Source organism: Micromonospora pallida (assembly GCF_900090325.1).
Classification (GTDB): domain Bacteria; phylum Actinomycetota; class Actinomycetes; order Mycobacteriales; family Micromonosporaceae; genus Micromonospora; species Micromonospora pallida.
In genome coordinates, this window is sequence record NZ_FMHW01000002.1 from 2,281,493 (window position 1) to 2,299,107 (window position 17,615).

Here is a 17,615-nt window from a genome sequence, read left to right on the forward strand (position 1 = left end):
ACCGTGAGCGCACACCTGGACAGCACCGGAGCCGCACCGGACGCCGGTCCGCCCGACGGGGTCGAACCGATCGCGATCATCGGCATGGCCTGCCGGGTACCCGGTGCCGACACCGTCACCGGGTTCTGGGCCAACATGCTCGACGGCGTCGACTCGATCACCCGGTTCACCGCCGACGAGCTTCGCGCCGCCGGCGTGGACCCCCACCTGCTCGCCGACCCCGAGTACGTCCCGGCCGGCGCGGTGATCGACGACGCCGACCACTTCGACGCGGAGTTCTTCGGCTACAACGCCGCCGAGGCCGAGACGATGGACCCACAGCAGCGGATCTTCTGCGAAGTCGCCTGGACCGCCCTGGAGGACAGCGGCCACACCCCGGACCGCACCGACGGCGCCGTCGGCGTCTTCGCCGGCACCTTCATGAACAAGTACCTGATGGCCAACCTCGCCACCAACCCCCGCTTCCAACGGTCGGCGATGGCGCCCCTGGCCCGCATCTTCAACGACAAGGACTTCCTGGCCACCCGGGTGGCCTACCTCCTCGACCTGAACGGTCCCGCGTGCACCGTACAGACCGCCTGCTCGACCTCCCTGGTCGCCACCCACCTGGCCTGCCAGTCCCTGCTGACCTACGAGTCGGACCTGGCGCTGGCCGGCGGGGTGACGATCAACCTGCCACTGAAGGCCGGCTACTCGCACGCCTACAGCGGGGTGTTCAGCCCCGACGGGCGGTGCCGACCCTTCGACGCCGACGCCGCCGGGACCGTACCCGGCAACGGCGCCGTGGTCCTGGTGCTGCGTCGGCTCTCCGACGCCCTGGCCGACCGGGACCACATCTACGCGGTGATCCGGGCCAGCGCGGTCAACAACGACGGTGCCGTCAAGGCCGGGTTCACCGCGCCGAGCGTCGACGGGCAGGCTCGTGTCGTCACCGCCACGCACGCCCTGGCGGCGATTTCCCCGGGCAGCATCGGCTACCTGGAGACCCACGGCACCGCCACCCGGGTGGGCGACCCGATCGAGGTCGCCGCGCTCACCCAGGCGTTCCGCGTCGGCACCGCCCGGCGGGGGTTCTGCGCCCTCGGCTCCGTCAAGGCCAACATCGGCCACCTCGACGCCGCCGCCGGTGCCGCCGGACTGATGCGCGCCGCGCTGGCCGTACGGCACGGACGGATCCCGCCGATGCCGGGCTTCCGCTCCCCCAACCCCGACCTCGACCTGGACACCTCGCCCTTCTACGTGCCCACCCGCGTCACCGAGTGGCCGGCCGACGCCGGACCACGCCGCGCCGGGGTGAGCGCCTTCGGTGTCGGCGGCACCAACGCCCACGTGGTCCTGGAACAGCCGCCGCCCATCCCCGAGCCGGCCGTCCCGGCACCCGCCACCGGCTGGCACCTGGTACCGCTCTCCGCCCGCAGCCGCACCGCCGTCGACGCCGCCACCCGTCGGCTCGCCGACCACCTGGAGGAACACCCGGACCTCGACCTCGCCGACGTCGCCTTCACCCTCCAGGACGGTCGGCGCGACTTCCCGGTACGCCGTTTCGCCGCCTGCGCCGACCTGCCCGACCTGGTGGCCGTGCTGCGGGGGGAAGACCCGCACCGGCTGGTCACCCGCACCGCTGCGGACACCGTCCACCGGGCCGTGTTCATGTTTCCCGGCGGCGGCAACCAGCACCGGGAGATGGGCGCGGACCTCTACCGCTGTCATCCCGTGTTCCGTGCGGAGATCGACCGCTGCGCCGCCCTGCTCCGCGACCGACTCGACGTCGACCTCACCGCGCTGCTGTTCCCCGCCGGTGGTGGCGGCCCGGGACGGGGACGCGGACTCGGCCGCGCCGAGGGACCCGGCGTGGTCACCGCGCTGTTCGCGGTGGAGTACGCGCTGGCCAAACTGTGGATGTCCTGGGGCGTGGAACCGGCCGCCATGCTCGGCCACAGCCTCGGCGAGTACGTCGCCGCCTGCCTGTCCGGGGTGTTCACCCTCGGCGACGCGCTCGCCGTCACCTACGCCCGTGGTGAGCTGTTCGCCCGGATGGCCCCGGGCCGGATGCTCGCCGTACCGCTGCCCGAGGCACAGGTCGCGGAGCTGCTCGACGAGCGACTGTCGATCGCCGCGGTGAACGCGCCGGAGCTGACCGTGGTGGCCGGCCCGGACGGCGACATCGCCGCCCTCGACCGCCGGCTGGCCGACCGGGGCGTGGACTGCGGACGGATCAACGTGCCGGCGGCGAGCCATTCCTGGCTGGTCGAGCCGATGCTCGACGAGTTCACCGCCCGGGTCAAGGAGTGCGACCTGCGTCCACCGCACTCCCCGTTCGTCTCCGGGGTCACCGGCGACTGGATCCGCGCCGAGGACGCCACCGACCCGCACTACTGGGCACGTCACCTGCGCCAACCCGTACGCTTCGCCGACGCGCTACGGACCGTCGTGACCGCGCCCGACCGGGTGCTGCTGGAGGTCGGGCCCGGTCGGGCCCTGACCGCGCTGGTACCCGGCCAGCGGCTCGCCCCCACCCCGACCGCGGTCGCCTCGCTGGGCCACCCCCGCGACCGGCTGCCCGACACCGCGCATCTGATGGCCGCCGTGGGTCGGCTCTGGCAGGCCGGGGTGACCGTGGACTGGCCGGCGCTGCACAGCTCACGACCGGCCCGGCGGGTCAGCCTGCCCGGCTACCCGTTCCAGCGCCGCCGGTACTGGGTGGAGCCGGGGACGACCGCCGTCGTCCCCGGACCGGCCGACCCCGCCGGCGCTCCATCCTCCGATACCGCCGCCGTCGATGTGGCCTCCAACGCCGCCGACCTGGCCGACGCGCCGGAGGACGGTTACCTCGCCCCCCGTGACGAACGGGAACGCCAGGTCGCGCGGGTGTGGTGCGACCTGCTCGGCGTGGACCGCATCAGCGTCACCGACGACCTGTTCGACTGCGGTGCCCACAGCCTGATGATCACGCAGGCCGCCCGGGAGCTGCGCCGCCTCGGCGCGCCCCAGCTCACCGCCGGCGACGTCCTGGCCAGCCCCACCGTCGCCGGCCTGGCCGCCCGGATCGAGGCCGCCGTCTCCGGGCGACCGCTGATCGAGGTGCACGGCAACGGCCCCGACCTCGCCGCCGAGGTCCTCCTCGACCCGGCGGTCGCCCCCGACCCGGGCACACCGGCCCGCACCGGCCCCCCGAAGGTGGTGCTGCTCACCGGTGCCACCGGATTCGTCGGCGCGTTCCTCTGCGCCGAACTGGTCCGGCAGACCAGCGCCGAGATCGTCTGCCTGGTCCGGGCCGCCAGTCCCGAGGAGGGCACCGAACGCCTCCAGAACGCGCTGGCCTCCTACGGTCTGCCGTCGCCGCCCGCGCACCGGCTGCGCGTCGTCCCGGCCGACCTGGCCAAGCCCCGACTCGGCCTGACGCCAGCCGAGTTCGACGCCCTCGCCGACGAGGTCGACGCGATCTACCACTGTGGCGCCTGGGTCAACTTCGTGCGCCCCTACCGGTCCCTCAAGGCCACCAACGTGCGCGGCACCGAGGAGGTACTGCGACTGTCCACCCGGGGTCGGACCACCCCGGTCCACTACGTCTCCACCCTGGCCGTGCTCGCCGGAGCCGTCGCCGGCGGCGCCGGTGAGGTCCGCGAGGACGACCCGCTGCCGCCGCCGGTGGGTCACGACACCGCCTACAGCCAGAGCAAGTGGGTCGCCGAGGGCCTGATCGGCATTGCCCGGGAGCGGGGTGTACCCGTGTCGGTCTACCGGGCCGGCGCCGTACTCGGTGACAGCCGCACCGGCGCCACCAACCGGGAGGACTACGTCACCAAGGTCATCCAGGGCTGCCTCGACCTCGGGCTGGCGCCCACCCGTCGGTACGCCTTCGCCGCCGCCAGCGTCGACTACGTCGCCCGTACCGTGGTCGCGCTGTCCCTGCGACCGGAGACCCTCGGCTGCACCTTCCACACCGTCAACCCCGAGCCGCTGGACTGGAACGACATCTTCGGTCACCTGCGGGCCTCCGGCTACCGGGTGCCGAGCGTCGACTGGCCGCACTGGCGCCACCAGCTCACCGAACAGATCGAGGCCGACGAAACGGCCAACACCCTCGCCCCGCTGATGGCGATGCTCGGCGACACCACCGACCGGGACATGCCCCGGATGCGCTGCGACAACGTCTGGTCGGCGCTGCCGGCCGACCTGGCCCGCCCGCCGGAGCTGGACGTCGCCCTGTTCGCGCGGATGCTGGGCTTCCTCGCCCGGCGCGGGGTCCTGCCCGCACCGCCGGACGCCGATCCGCGTCCCGCTGTCCCCGACACCACCCGGGAGAACCTGCCATGACCATGCTCCTGACCGGTGCCACGCTCATCGACGGGCTCGGCGGCGACCCGGTGACCGACCGGGCCGTACGGATCGAAGCCGACCGGATCACGCAGGTGGGCGCCTGGAGCCCGGCCGACGGCGCGGATCTGGTCGACCTGGGCGGGCTGACCCTGCTGCCGGGACTGATCGACGCGCACACCCATGTGGGCTACTCCAGCGACGTCCGGGCGGTGCTGAACGGGGAGCTGTCGGTAGCCGAACGGGCCGCCGACATCTTCCGCAACCTGCGCGAGACCCTGGACGCCGGATTCACCACGATCCGGGACTGCGGCGGCCTCGACCTCGGGGTGCTGCGCACGGTGCGACGAGGGCTGGTCCCCGGCCCCCGCATCTGGGCCGCCGCCGTCGCGCTGTCCCAGACCGGCGGTCACGGTCGGCTGGGTTCGCCGCTGGCGCCAGCGGGCCCGTCACCCCTGTCGGTGCGCGGCCTGACCGGGATGACCCCCAACGCCGACGGCGTCGAGGAGGTCCGCCGGGCCGCCCGCGAGTGCTTCCGTCAGGGCGCGTCGTTCCTGAAGATGGCCGTCACCGGTGGGGTCATCTCGGTGTCCGACGCGTTGGAGGACACCCAGTACACCGTCGAGGAGATCGCGGTCGCCGTCGCCGAGGCGCGGGCCCGCAACACCTATGTCACCGTGCACGCCCACAACGGCGCGGGCATCCGCAACGCCGTCCAGGCCGGCGTCGGCTGCGTCGAACACGGCACCGGCATCGACGAGGCCACCGCCGCGATGATGGCCGCCCACGGCGTACACCTGGTGCCCACCCTGGCCATCGCCGAGATGATGCGTACCGACTCCGAGCGGCAGGGACTCGCCCCCGGTTTCCGGGACCGGGTCGGCGACACCGCACAGCGCATGATCGACGGCATGCTGCTGGCCCGCGACTCCGGCGTGCTGGTCGGCTCCGGCTCCGACCTGATCGGACCGGACCAGAACCACCGCGGTCTGGAGCTCGTACTCAAGGCCCGCGTGCTGGGGCCGATGGCGGCGATCGTGTCGGCCACCTCGGTCAACGCCCGTATCATGCGGGTCGCCGACCGTCTCGGGTCGGTCGAGGTGGGCAAACTGGCCGATCTCGTCGCCGTGGACTTCGACCCGCTCAGCGAGCCGTACCTGTTCCACGACCCGGACCGGGTCGTCCTCGTCGTCAGCAATGGCACGATTGTCAAGGACACCCGCAAGTGACCGCCGCCGTGGAACCGGAGCGGACCAACGGCCGGCGGGACGGCATGGCCGCCGCCCGGCCCGCCCCGACCACCGCCGAGAAGGTGGCCGAACTACGTCGCCGGCGTGCCGAGGCGGATCAGCCCGGCTCGCCCCGAGCGGCCCGCCGCCTGGCCGCCCGGGGCCGGATGACCGCTCGGGAGCGCATCCTGGCGCTGCTCGACCCCGACTCGTTCGTGGAGACCGACCGGTTGGCCCGCCGGGACATCGAGGGCCACACCGGGCCGCAGCCACCCGGGGACGGTGTCATCACCGGTTTCGGCACGGTCGACGGCCGCCAGGTGTGTGTCTACGCGCACGACTCGACCCACCGGGGTGGCAGCGCGGGGGCGGTCTTCGGCGCCAAGGTCGGCAAGATACTCGACCACGCCCTGCGCGTCGGCTGCCCGGTGGTCGGCATCAACGACTCCAGCGGTGCCCGGGTGGAGGAGGGGGTGCTGGCCCTGGCCGCGTACGGCGAGGTGGCCCGTCGGATGGTGACCGCCTCCGGGGTGATCCCGCAGATCTCCCTCATCATGGGGGTCTGCGCGGGCGGTGCCGTCTACACGCCCGCGTTCACCGATTTCGTGGTCATGGTGGAGAACACCTCGCACATGTTCGTCACCGGCCCGGACGTCATCCGGGCGGTGACCGGGGAACGGGTGGGCATGGAAAGCCTGGGCGGCGCCACGGTGCACGCCACCCGGAGCGGGAACGCCCACTACGCCGCCGCGAGCGAGGCCGAGGCCATCGACTACGTCCGGGACCTGCTGTCCTACCTGCCGGCCAACAACCTCGACCCGGCTCCGGTCTGGCCACCGGCATCCCCCCTGGATCCCACCGACGCCGACCGGGAACTCGACACCCTCGTACCCGACCGGGCCACCGTCCCGTTCGACATGCACGAGGTGATCAGACGGATCGTCGACGACGGCGACCTGCTGCCGGTGCACCCCGACTTCGCTCCCAACATCATCTGTGGCTTCGCCCGCGTGGACGGGGGCACGGTGGGCGTGGTCGCCAATCAGCCACTGCACCTGGCCGGTGCCATCGACATCGACGCCGCCGAGAAGGCCGCCCGGTTCGTTCGCTTCTGCGACTCGTTCAACATCCCGGTGCTCACCCTCGTCGACGTGCCCGGTTACCTGCCCGGTACCGCCCAGGAACACCAGGGCATCATCCGCAGGGGCGCGAAACTCGCGTTCGCCTACATCGAGGCGACGGTACCGAAGGTCACCGTCGTGGTGCGGCGGGCCTTCGGTGGCGGGTACGCGGTCATGGGCTCCAGGGAGCTGGGGGCCGACCTGTGCTTCGCCTGGCCGACCGCGCAGATCGGCGTGATGGGTGCGGCCGGCGGGGTCGCCCTGCTGCACCACCGGGCGCTCGCCCAGGCCGACGACTCCGCGCTGTTGCGTCAGGTCCTCCTGCGGGAGTACGAGGACCGGTTGCTCACGCCCTACCGGGCCGCCGAACACGGGTGCGTGGACGACCTGATCCTGCCGTCGGAGACCCGACCCGCGATCGTCCGGGCGCTGCGTGCCCTGAGCACCAAGCGGGTCATCCTTCCGGCCAGGAAGCACGGCAACATCCCGCTGTGACCTGCCGGCCGGACCGGGCAGCGCCGCCCAGGCGTGCCGGGCGGTGGCCGCCGTCAGCTCGCTGCCGCTTCCCCGGCCGGCACCGCCGCACCGACCGGATGCCCCGTGGCCCCGATGAGACGGGCCACCACCGCCCGGGAGGAGACGCCCAGCTTGGCGAAGATGTTCGCCAGGTGCATCTCCACCGTCTTCTCGGTCACGAACAGCTCCTGCGCCACCCGCCGGTTCGTCAGTCCCTGGCTGACCAGCACGGCGACCTGACGCTCCCGACGGGTGAGCAGATTCAGGCCGGCCGCCGTCTCCCCGTCCTCCGGGCCTGCGCGGCGCGACGAACGCGCTGCCAGCCGGCGCCGCTCCAGCACGGCCTGCCGGGCCAGCCGATGCGCGCCCCATCCCTCGAACGCGGCCTGGGCCGCCTTGACCTCCCGGTAGCTGTCGTGGACCAATCCGAGAGCGGCCAGTGGTCCGACGGCGACCATCCGGGCCCGGGCGGCGTCCACCACCATTCCGGCGGAGGCCAGTTCCCGCGCCGCCACCTGCGCGGCGGGCACCGCCCGCGCCGGATCGTCGACGGCCAGCACCTGTGCCCGGGCGAGCAGGGCGAGGCCGGTGTTGCCGGGCAGGTCGAGCACGGCGGCGACCGTGGCGGCGCGGTCAGCCCAGTGCGCCGCGCGCTCGGCCCTGCCGGCGGCCAGTTCCGCCCGCGTCATGGTCTCGCACCAGCTGGCCTGTGAGCACAGGTCGGAGGCGAGCAGACCGTCGCTGTCAGCCAGGCCCGGGTGGGCCGGGTGTCCGGTCACGTTCCCGCCGGCCAGCCCGATCTCCACCAGCAGCCGGCGGACCAACAGCGAGTAGGGTCCGTCGGGCAGCATCGGCAGGGCGTCGACCTCCGGGTCGGTCTCGGCGGTGGCCCGTACCTGGCTGTCCAGCCAGGCCCGCAGGATACGGGCCACGGCGATCTCTCGGTCACCACCGGCCGCGATGGCGACCTCCACGGCCCGCCGCGCGGACTCCTGGGCCTCTGGCAACCTGCCGCTGACCTGCAACGCCACCACCAGGGCGGCGTAGAGGCGGGCCAGCAGCAGCAACTGCCCGCTCTGCTGGGCGCTGGAAACCGCCCGGTCCAGGTGACGGAGCGCGTCGTCGAAACGCTCGTGCAGGATCTCCGCCTCGATCACCCACACGGCGGCCCGCAGGCTGCGGACGAACTCGCCGTCGAGCATCGCGTCGAGCAGGTCGACCGCCCGGTCCAGGTGGCGGCGCGCGGCCGGCATGTCCAGTGCGGCGGTGTCCGCCACCGTCAGCAGGGCGAGGGTGGTGGCCACCGCCGAGCGGACCGGGTAGCGACGGGCCACGTCGTACGCCGCAGCCGCCAGTTCGCGGGCGGTGTCGGCGTGGCCGGCGGCCAGCTCCGAACAGGCCAGTTCGAAGGTGAGCATGGCCCGTCCGATGCTCGGTGCGGCGGGCAGCCCGGCCAGCTCCGCCCGCGCCAACGCAGTCGCCTCGGCGCGTCGGGACAGCGACAGCTCCACCATGACGCAGAGGGCGACCGCGTGCGCACGACGGGTCGTCGGTCGACGTTGCAGCAGCTTGAGTGCCTCGTGGAGCGCGTCACGACTGGCCGGCAGGTCGCCAGCGACCGCGGCGAGCTGGGCGAGGCGTACCAGCAGCACCCCGCGCCGCTGGTGATGGTCGGGCCGATGCGGCAGCAACCGCAGGGCCACGCGAAGCCAGTGCGCCGCGGTGACCGGATCCTGGTGTTGCACCGCCAAGGCGGCCCGGTGCAGGAGCGACACCGCGGCCACGTCACCGGGGCGGGCGGTACGGGCGACGTGCGGGGCCAGCGCCTGGGGCGGGGCTCCGCGCCGGTACAGGGCAGCCGTCGCCCGGTCGTGCGCGGCCAACTGCCAGCCGGGGCTGACCGCGTCGTAGACCGCCCGCCACAGCACGGCGTGCCGGAAGCTGATCAGCCGGCCACCGGCGACCGGGCGGACGACGTCCAGGTCGGCCAGTTCGTCGAGCGCGCGGTGCACCTCGGCGTCGCGGCACTGGCCGATCTGCGCGACCAGCGCCGGCTCGAACACCTCTCCCGCCACTGCCGCGGCGTCCAGGACGATGCGGCTCAGCGGGGAGGCGGCTTCCAACTCCCCCACCAGCCTCATCCGCAGCGCGACCGGTAACTCGCCGACGACCACCGACGCGGTGCTGCGCAACCCGGTGGCAGCGGCGGCCAGCGCGTCCAGGTGCAGCGGATTGCCGCCGCTGTGTCGGTAGACGGCCCACTGCCACGGTGTGCCGCACCGGACACCGAGCAGAGTCTGGGCGTCCTGCTCGCCGATCGGGCCGAGGGGGATCTCCCGTACCCGCTCGTCACCCGGCGCACCGACCAGCGCGGTGTGCAGGCGTACGGGCGCTTGTCGGGGCCGGTACGCCAGCACGAGCAGCAGGGGCACCGGGGACGGGGCCCGCACGACCTGGGCCAGTAGTGCGATGGTCGTCTCGTCGGCCCGGTGCATGTCGTCGACGAGGACGACCAGCCGGTGGGCATCCGCGTCGCCGGCACGGTCCACGAGGTCGCGCACCAGGTGGACGGAAGCGGTGGACCTCGCCCACGCGGCACCCGGGCCGGTCTGCCGGGTGGCGCGGCGATCGCCGTCGACCACCGCGTCGAGCAGTGGGGCCAGGGGCTGGGACCGCTGCCCCGGGGTGGCCGAGCTGGACACCACGCGGGATCCCCGGCGCCGGGCCATCTCACCGAACTCGCTGAGCAGCCGGGACTTCCCGATGCCGGGCTCGCCGGTCACCGCCACGACCTGGAGTCCGGCGCGGCCGGTCGCCTCCAGGGTGCTCCACAGAGCCGCAATCTCGATGTCACGGCCCACGAACGGGGTCATCAGCGCCACTGTCCCGACGCCGGCCCGCAGCAGCCGTCAGATTTCCACCAAAAAACCGAGGATCCGACCATTCTAGATCGACTCCCGTCTTCCACAGCGAGCCATCAACGACGTTGACATTAGCAGGATTCGATTCGTTTGCGAGTGGTCGGCGATGCGAGAACCAGGCCACGCAGCGAACCAGCACGTACGGATGATCCCCACCCTAGGGAACTCCCCAGTGCCCACCAAACGACCGCACGCCCATAATCGACGATAGCCATTTATGAGGCGGAGGCATCATTGACCACCCGGCTGTACGCCCTGCCTGTCGACCAGACGGGCTGGCACATCAAGGCAGGCAACACCACCGTATTCGACTGGGACTACGACGACAGCCGGGACAAACTGCTCAGCCTCTACGAAAAGGGCAAACAGCGGCAGTGGAACGCGGCAGAACGACTTGACTGGACCATCGAGATCGATCATGACGATCCGATGGGCATCCCGGAGGAGTCGGTGGCCATCTACGGGTCACGCACCTGGCAGTCGCTTAACCGCAGAGAAAAGGCCAACGTCCGGCTACACATGAACTCGTGGCAATTCTCCCAGTTCCTCCACGGCGAACAGGGTGCCCTCATCTGCTCGGCCAAGATCGTGCAGACCGTGCCGGACATCGACTCCAAGTTCTACGCCGCCACCCAGGTGGTCGACGAGGCCCGCCACGTCGAGGTGTACTCCCGCTACCTACGGGAGAAGATCGGCTTCGCCTACCCCATCAACCCGCACTTCAAGAGCCTGCTCAACGACATCATCTCCGACTCCCGCTGGGACATGACCTACCTGGGCATGCAGGTGCTCATCGAGGGTCTCGCCCTGGCCGCGTTCGGCCAGATCCGCGACTACTCCAAGGAGCCACTCGCCCAGGCACTCAACGCCTACGTCATGCAGGACGAGGCACGTCACGTGGCCTTCGGTCGGCTGGCCCTGCGCGACTACTACCCCGAGCTGACCCAGGCCGAGCGGGACGAGCGTGAGGAGTTCTGCATCGAGGCCTGCCACATGCTCCAGCAACGCTTCGTCGGCGAGGAGGTCTGGACCGCGCTCGACCTGGACGCCGCCGAGTGCATGGCCTTCATGCGCGGCTCCGAGCACTACCAGTACTTCCGGTCCAAGCTGTTCTCCCGGATCGTGCCCACGCTGAAGGACATCGGCCTGTTCGGCCCGAAGCTGCAACGGGCCTTCGCCGACATGGGAGTGCTCGACTACCAGAACGCCAACCTCGACCGGCTGATGGCCGAGGACGAGACCGTCGCCGACGAGGTCGACCGGCTGCGCCGGGAGCAGGTCGCGCAGGCGATCCGGCTCGGCTCCGAGTCGTCCTGACCCCCACCGAGCGGCCGGCCCGAGGAGATTGCCCGTGCACATCCCAACCGCTGCATCCACCAACTACGTTCCCCAGGCGTTGGCGCTGTTCGAGAAGTACGGTCCGGCAGAAGCGATCGTGTACCAGGGCCGCCGGCTGACCTTCGCCGACCTGCGGAGCGGTATTCAGCATCTGGCCGAGGCCCTGCGTGGGCAGGGCATCGGTGCGGGCCGTGCGGTGGCGGTGGTCGCCAACAACCACCCCGACGTGGTCATGTTGCACTTCGCGCTGCATCTGCTGGGCTGCCGGTCCATCTGGGTGGCCCAGGCACCCCTGGAGCACCAACTGGACTTCCTCGGTCAGGCCGGCCCGGACGTCCTGGTGTACGACCCCCGTACCCACGCCGAGGCCGGCGTCGAACTGGCCCGGCGGGCCGGTACCCGGACCGTGTTCAGCCTCGGTCCCGGTGTCGGCACCGACCTGTGGCAGGCGCCCCGGAGGGCACTGGACCCGGCCGACACCCTGGGCGAGCCCGCGTCCGTGTTCCAGACCAGCGGCACGACCGGACGGCCCAAGCTGGTCCACCACCGTAACCTGCTGTTCCAGACGATCCTGGAACTCGCCACCCGGTGGGTGGACGACGGCCACCCGACCCGCCACCTCTACTACGGCGTCTTCTGGCACGTCAGCTCGCAGCTCGGCGTCATGGGCATGCTGTTCGCCGGCGGGACGCAGGTGGTGTGCGACTCCTTCGACGTCACGCAGTTCTTCACCATCATCGAGCGGGAGCGGATCACGAGCACCAACGCCGCCTCGCCCCGCCTGTACGAGATGCTGGACTGCCCACTGCTCGACCGGACCGACCTGAGCAGCCTGGAGATGCTCACCCTGGGCGGCTCGACCGTCGCCCCCGCCCGGCTGACCCAGGCACTCGAACGCTTCGGGCCCATCGTGCGCGTCGCCTACGGGATGAGCGAGGCGCCCCTGATCACCGACCTCAACGGCGACGAGCACGACCCTAGCCGCCCCCACCTGCTGCGCTCCTGCGGACGCGCCTACGGCGACGTGCGCATCGCCGTCCGGGACGACGCCGGCCGGGATCTGCCGCCCGGACAGCACGGCCAGGTGTGGGTTTCCGGTTCGCTGGTGATGGCCGGGTACTGGGGGCAGCCGGAGCTGACCGCCGAGACGCTGGTCGACGGCTGGCTGCGCACCGGGGACACCGGTCGTCTCGACGAGGAGGGCTATCTCTACCTGGTGGGACGCGAGCGGGAACTCATCGTCACCGGTGCCGGCGCGGTCAACGTCTATCCGGGACCGATCGAGGACGTCCTGACCGCCCACCCCGACGTCCACGACGCGGCCGTGTTCGCCGTACCCGACGAGGCCTTCGGTGAGGCGGTGTACGCCTGCGTCGTCCCGGTACCGGGCGCCACGGTGACTCCCGAGGAACTCCGCGACCTGGTCACCGAACGACTCGACACCAACTGGACCCCTCGCGACGTGGAGTTCGTCGACGCCCTACCCATGATCGGCTACGGAAAGGTCGACAAACGCGCGCTACGCGACGGCTATCTCGCCCGTACCGGCACGGCAGTCGGTCCACGGGAGTGAGGGTGCCCAGCCGGTCCCGGGCAGCCCTCGTCGGGCTGCTCACCGCCGGAACGATCTCCGACACCGGCACCCGGGTGTCCACGGTGACCCTGCCCTGGCTGGTCCTGGTCAGCACCGGCAGCCCCACCCGGATGGGTCTGGTCGTCGCAGCCGAGATGCTGCCGTACGTGCTGGTCAGCGCACTGGGCCCACCGCTGGTGGACCGGCTCGGCGCCCGCCGGGTCTCCATCACGGCCGACCTGGCCAGCGCCGGCTGCATGGCGCTGCTGGCCGCCACCTACGGGTTCGGCTTCGCCACGCTGCTCGGCCTGGTCGCCGTCATCGGTGTCCTCCGGGGTCTCGGCGACAACGCCAAACGGGCGATGGCGCACGCCACCATCGCCGCGGCGGGCGCCTCGATGGCACGGGTCAGCTCCATCGACGACGGCCTGCACCGGATGAGCATCCTCGTCGGCGCGCCGGCAGCCGGTGTGATCATCGCCTGGTTCGGCATCACCCAGGCCATCCTCATCGACGCGGCGTCCTTCGCCGTGGCCGCCGCCATCGTGACGGCGCTGATCCCCGCGTCCATCGGACGCCCCACCCACACCGACACGACGGAGCGGGAACCGTACCTGAAGGCGTTGGGCATCGGGCTACGCCACCTGCGACAGGACCAGGTCGCCGTCGGGATCTTCGCGGTGATGTTCATCGTCAACCTGTTCAACCAGGCCAGTGTCGCCGTCTACATCCCACTCTGGGTCGACCGGGTGCTCGACAACCCGGCCGCACTTGGCGCGGTCAGCGGCGCGCTCGCCCTCGGCGCGATCGTCGGCAACATCGGTTTCACCATCGCCGCCACCCGACTGCCTCGCTACGTCACCTTCACGATCGGTCTGCTCGTCGGCGGGGCTCCGCGCTTCCTGGCCTTGGCGTTCAGCCACGACCTGCTGGTGGTGATCGCCATCACCTTCGTCTCCGGCGTGGCGCTCTCCTCCGTCAACCCGATCATCGCCGCGACCATCCTGGAACGTACCCCGCCAGCGTTGCAGGCCCGGATGTTCGGCCTGGCCACCGCGGTTTCCTGGGCCAGCATCCCGCTCGGCGGCGTGCTCGGCGGCTGGGCCGCGTCCGCCCTCGGACTGACCGTCTCGATCGCCCTGAGCGGACTGCTGTACCTGCTGGTGGCGCTCACCCTGGTGCTCCGCCCCGCCCGGTGGCGCCGCCTGGACGAACCACCGCCCACCACGGCGACCGCCGCCGAACCGGCCCGGACGTGAGCACCCGCGCGGCCCTCTGGCCGCCACCGACCCCACTGCGGAAGGCGCCAACGACATGCACGTTCGAGACGACTACGGGCTTCCCATCGCCGACGCGGACGCGCACGAGGCACTGACCGCACACCGCGCCGGCGAGCTACCCCCGGTCGTCCTCGTCCGGGTCACCGACCCGCCGCGTGACGCCTGGGCGGACCTCGCCCACGCCGGGTTCATCCGCAAGCCGACGTGGCTGAGTTGGCGGGCACCCACTCCGCGCTCGGTCGACGACTACGCCGCCCGGCTCACCCGCAAGGCCCGCCAGGACCTCCGCCGGGCCGTCGACCGGGCGGCCGACGCCGAGCTGCGGATCGAGGTGCACCCGACGCTCAGCGCCGACCAACTCGACCCGTTCCTCACCCTGTACGAGAACCGGGTCAACGGCATGCGCTTCGGCTTCTCGTTCGCCGGCTCGATGCGCGCCGGCATGATCGACAATCCGACGACCTTCGGCGTGTTCGCCTACGAGAAGGGCGAGCTGGTCGGTGGCTGCCTGTGTCGGGAGTTCCCCCAGGACGACTCGGTGTGGCTGCTCTTCTCCGCCGTCGACGCACGCTGGCGGGAACACAGCCTCGCCCGGGTGATCTACCTGCACGCCTTCGAGGAGACCCGCAGGCGTGGTTATCCCGAAGTGACCATGGGCAACGATCCCAACCTCTACGGACACGTCGCCAAGCCGGGCCTGTTCCTGTTCAAGACCCGCCTCGGCTTCGACCCGGTACCCGCCAGACCCGTCGGCAAGGCCCCGGCGGGCGACTGCGCCGACCTGCTGCTCTCCGTCGAGGCACTGACCACGCCCGTGGTCATGCTGGGGTACGCCGATGCCGACGCCCAGGACGTCGGCACGCCCCGACTGACCGCTCACGTCTTCGGCGCCGGGCCGGAGGTCGACATCAACCGGTACACCACCCGCACCGTCGACACGGCCCGCCGCGCCGACCTGCCGGCGCGGGTGGACCGTCGGATCCGGATGTCTCCATGAACACGGACCTCGTGCCGGGCGGATCCATGCCCGGCCACCAACCTGATCTCCCCGCGACGAGGATCTCCGTCCTCGGGCCGTTACGCCTGGAGCACCTCAACCACACGGTGCACCTCGGGCCGAAGGTCTCCGGCCTGCTCTCGGCGTTGGTCCTGCACGCCGGGAAACCCGCCGACGCCGGCCAGCTCATCGACCTGCTGTGGGGGAAGTCCGCGTCCGCGGCGGCCGAGACGACGCTCCGCAGTCACGTCTCCCACCTGCGCCAGAAGCTCGGACTCCCGCCCGGCCCGCACGGCCCGGTGGCCACCGTACGGACCGTGGGTACGTCGGCCAGCAGGGGTTATCTTCTCGAGCTGGCCCGGGACAGCGTCGACGTACAGGTCTTCGAGAGCGCGGTCGTCGAGGGTAGCCGGCTGCTCCGGACCGGCGGTACGGCGGAGGCACGGCGGGCCGCGAAGCTGCTCCGGGATGGGCTGGCGCTGTGGCGCGGCACCGCGTTCGCGGACATCGCCCACTGGTGGGGTGCCACGGCCGAGATCAATCGCCTGGACGCACTGCGCCGCTCCGCGATGCAGGTTCGGGCGGAGGCGCTCATCGAGACCGGCAGTTACCTGGAGGCCACGGGTGAGCTCGCCGGCATGGTCGCCGTCGATCCGTACAACGAGAAGGTGCGGCGTCTGCTGGCGCTGGCGCTCTATGCCGACCAGCGGGTGGACGAGGCGGCTGAGGTCTGCCGGGAGGGGCTGACCCTGCTGGCGTGTCGTGGCCTCGACGCACCCGACCTCCACGAGCTCCAGCGGAGAATCCTGCGCCGGACGGTCTCCGTCGGGAGGCGTCCGCCGGTGCCGCGCGTCCTGCCACCGGCGCCGCCGATCTTCGTCGGTCGCCACGCGGAACTGGCGGCGGGCATTCGACTCCTGGCCGGCACAGGCGAGAGTCCGAGGACGCTCGTCCTCGGCGGCCCGGCGGGCATCGGCAAGAGCACCTTCGCCGTCCACCTGGCGCACCGGCTGGCCGACGACCTGCCGGGCGGGCAACTCTACGTCGACCTGCGCGGGTTCGATGCCGTCCGGCCACCGCTGTCCGTCCCGGACGTCATCCGGACGGTGCTGCGGGCCATGGGCGTGTCGCCGGAGCGGCTGCCCGTCAGCGTGGACGGCCAGTTGGCGCTGTACCGCAGCCTGCTCGTCGACCGTCGGATGCTGATCGTGTTCGACAACGTGGCCGGCGCCCAGCAGGTCCGGCCGTTGCTGCCCGCAGCGGCGGGCTGCCCCGTCATCGTGGCCAGTCGAAGCAGGCTCACGAGCCTGGTGGCGACCGGGGCGAGTCTGCCGCTCTCCCTCGGCCCACTGTCCGGGATGGAGGCGCGGGAACTGCTCGATCGGCGACTGGGCGCCGAACGGACCGCCGCCGAGCCGGTGGCCACGACCGAACTCGTCGACTACTGCGACGGCAACCCGCTGGCCCTGGCGGTCATCGCCGCGCAGGCAGCCGACTTTCCGGGGCTACGACTGGCGCAGCTGGTCGCCGAACTGCGGGTACCCGAGTTCACGTCGGCCGGGTGACGCGTCCGCTCGGCGCGTGGTCAACCCGCGACGGCATCCGGAAGCTCGTACGTCGCGGGAGCGGGGGTGCCCAGGACGTCACGCACCATGAGGACAGCTTCCAGGCGGTTGCGGGCGCCGAGCTTGGCGAGGGCGTGCGAGACGTGGCTCTTGACGGTGGCGCTCGACACTCCGCAGCGTTCCGCCGCCTCGGCTGTGGTGAGCCCCTCCCCGAGACGGCGCAGCACCTCACGTTCCCGCGCGGTCAGCTTCTGCACGGCGTCCTGGAACCGGCGGTCCGCCGCAGCCGGGTTGACGTAGAGGTTCAGCAGGGCCGTGGACAGTACCCGGGTCCGGCCGGTGACCGCCTGCACACTGGCGGCCACGCCGCTGAGATCGACCTCCTTCACCAGACAGCCGGCGGCACCGGCCAGCACCGCGGCATCGAGACTGCGCCGGGACCATTCCAGGCACAGGAGAACCACCCTGATCCGCCAGGCGGTCAACTGCCGGACCGCACCGACCAGCTGGTCACCGTGGCTGGCGCCGAGGACGGCCACGTCGACGCGTTGCAGCGGCCAGTCCGCCAACGGACGACGGCTGTCCACCTCGGCCACGACGTCGAGCTGGCCGTCTCCGCTCAGCACGTCGTGCAGCAGGTGACGCCAGAGCGGGTCGTGGTCGGCGACCAACACCCGGGTGCGCGGTTGCGCGCGGGACGCGCCACCGTCGGGCGTCGACCGCGACCGGAACTGGTGCGCCGCACCCCGAACCACCGT

General features: G+C 71.9%; 10 protein-coding genes. 8 read left to right on the forward strand and 2 right to left on the reverse strand.

The genetic code is table 11. From position 1 onward, the window contains the following. The first annotated feature begins 3 nt into the window (after nucleotides 1-3). Genes GA0074692_RS09940 through GA0074692_RS09950 form a run of 3 tightly spaced genes read left to right on the forward strand, consistent with a single transcriptional unit; the run spans nucleotide 4 to nucleotide 7,162 of the window. Nucleotides 4-4,317, forward strand: coding sequence for a type I polyketide synthase (locus tag GA0074692_RS09940; protein ID WP_091642198.1), 4,314 nt, complete (start codon nucleotides 4-6; stop codon nucleotides 4,315-4,317). Then, nucleotides 4,314-5,546, forward strand: a complete 1,233-nt coding sequence (locus GA0074692_RS09945) for a metal-dependent hydrolase family protein (protein ID WP_091642203.1) — start codon at nucleotides 4,314-4,316, stop codon at nucleotides 5,544-5,546. The genes GA0074692_RS09940 and GA0074692_RS09945 overlap by 4 nt, the downstream gene beginning before the upstream one ends. A 44-nt stretch (nucleotides 5,547-5,590) precedes the next feature. Further along, nucleotides 5,591-7,162, forward strand: coding sequence for an acyl-CoA carboxylase subunit beta (locus GA0074692_RS09950; protein ID WP_091653154.1), 1,572 nt, complete (start codon nucleotides 5,591-5,593; stop codon nucleotides 7,160-7,162). Between the two features lie 53 nt (nucleotides 7,163-7,215). Here the strand turns inward: GA0074692_RS09950 and GA0074692_RS36455 are convergent, their stop codons facing one another. Next, nucleotides 7,216-10,056: a helix-turn-helix transcriptional regulator gene (locus tag GA0074692_RS36455; protein WP_141725220.1), complete on the reverse strand. Its 2,841-nt coding sequence runs from the start codon at nucleotides 10,054-10,056 to the stop codon at nucleotides 7,216-7,218. A 282-nt stretch (nucleotides 10,057-10,338) separates the two neighbouring features. On the opposite strand from GA0074692_RS36455, the gene GA0074692_RS09960 reads away from it, so the two are divergent. The 5 genes from GA0074692_RS09960 to GA0074692_RS09980 are packed head-to-tail and all read left to right on the forward strand — an operon-like array spanning nucleotide 10,339 to nucleotide 16,857. After that, complete coding sequence (locus GA0074692_RS09960) at nucleotides 10,339-11,421, forward strand: ferritin-like domain-containing protein (RefSeq protein WP_091642211.1); 1,083 nt, start codon at nucleotides 10,339-10,341, stop codon at nucleotides 11,419-11,421. A 34-nt stretch (nucleotides 11,422-11,455) separates the two neighbouring features. Further along, nucleotides 11,456-13,015: an AMP-binding protein gene (locus GA0074692_RS09965; protein ID WP_176738368.1), complete on the forward strand. Its 1,560-nt coding sequence runs from the start codon at nucleotides 11,456-11,458 to the stop codon at nucleotides 13,013-13,015. A gap of 2 nt (nucleotides 13,016-13,017) precedes the next feature. Next, nucleotides 13,018-14,274 (forward strand): MFS transporter, encoded by a 1,257-nt coding sequence (locus GA0074692_RS09970; RefSeq protein ID WP_176738369.1) that lies wholly within the window; start codon nucleotides 13,018-13,020, stop codon nucleotides 14,272-14,274. Nucleotides 14,275-14,329: 55 nt separating this feature from the next. Further along, a complete protein-coding gene (locus GA0074692_RS09975) occupies nucleotides 14,330-15,292 on the forward strand; it encodes a GNAT family N-acetyltransferase (RefSeq protein WP_091642224.1) in 963 nt (320 codons plus the stop codon). After that, entirely contained in the window at nucleotides 15,289-16,857 is a 1,569-nt protein-coding gene (locus GA0074692_RS09980; RefSeq protein ID WP_091642227.1) for an AfsR/SARP family transcriptional regulator, read from the forward strand. The genes GA0074692_RS09975 and GA0074692_RS09980 overlap by 4 nt, the downstream gene beginning before the upstream one ends. A 20-nt stretch (nucleotides 16,858-16,877) precedes the next feature. On the opposite strand, the gene GA0074692_RS09985 is transcribed toward GA0074692_RS09980, so the two are convergent. Beyond that, nucleotides 16,878-17,612, reverse strand: a complete 735-nt coding sequence (locus GA0074692_RS09985) for a response regulator transcription factor (protein WP_245730654.1) — start codon at nucleotides 17,610-17,612, stop codon at nucleotides 16,878-16,880. Between the last annotated feature and the right edge of the window lie 3 nt (nucleotides 17,613-17,615).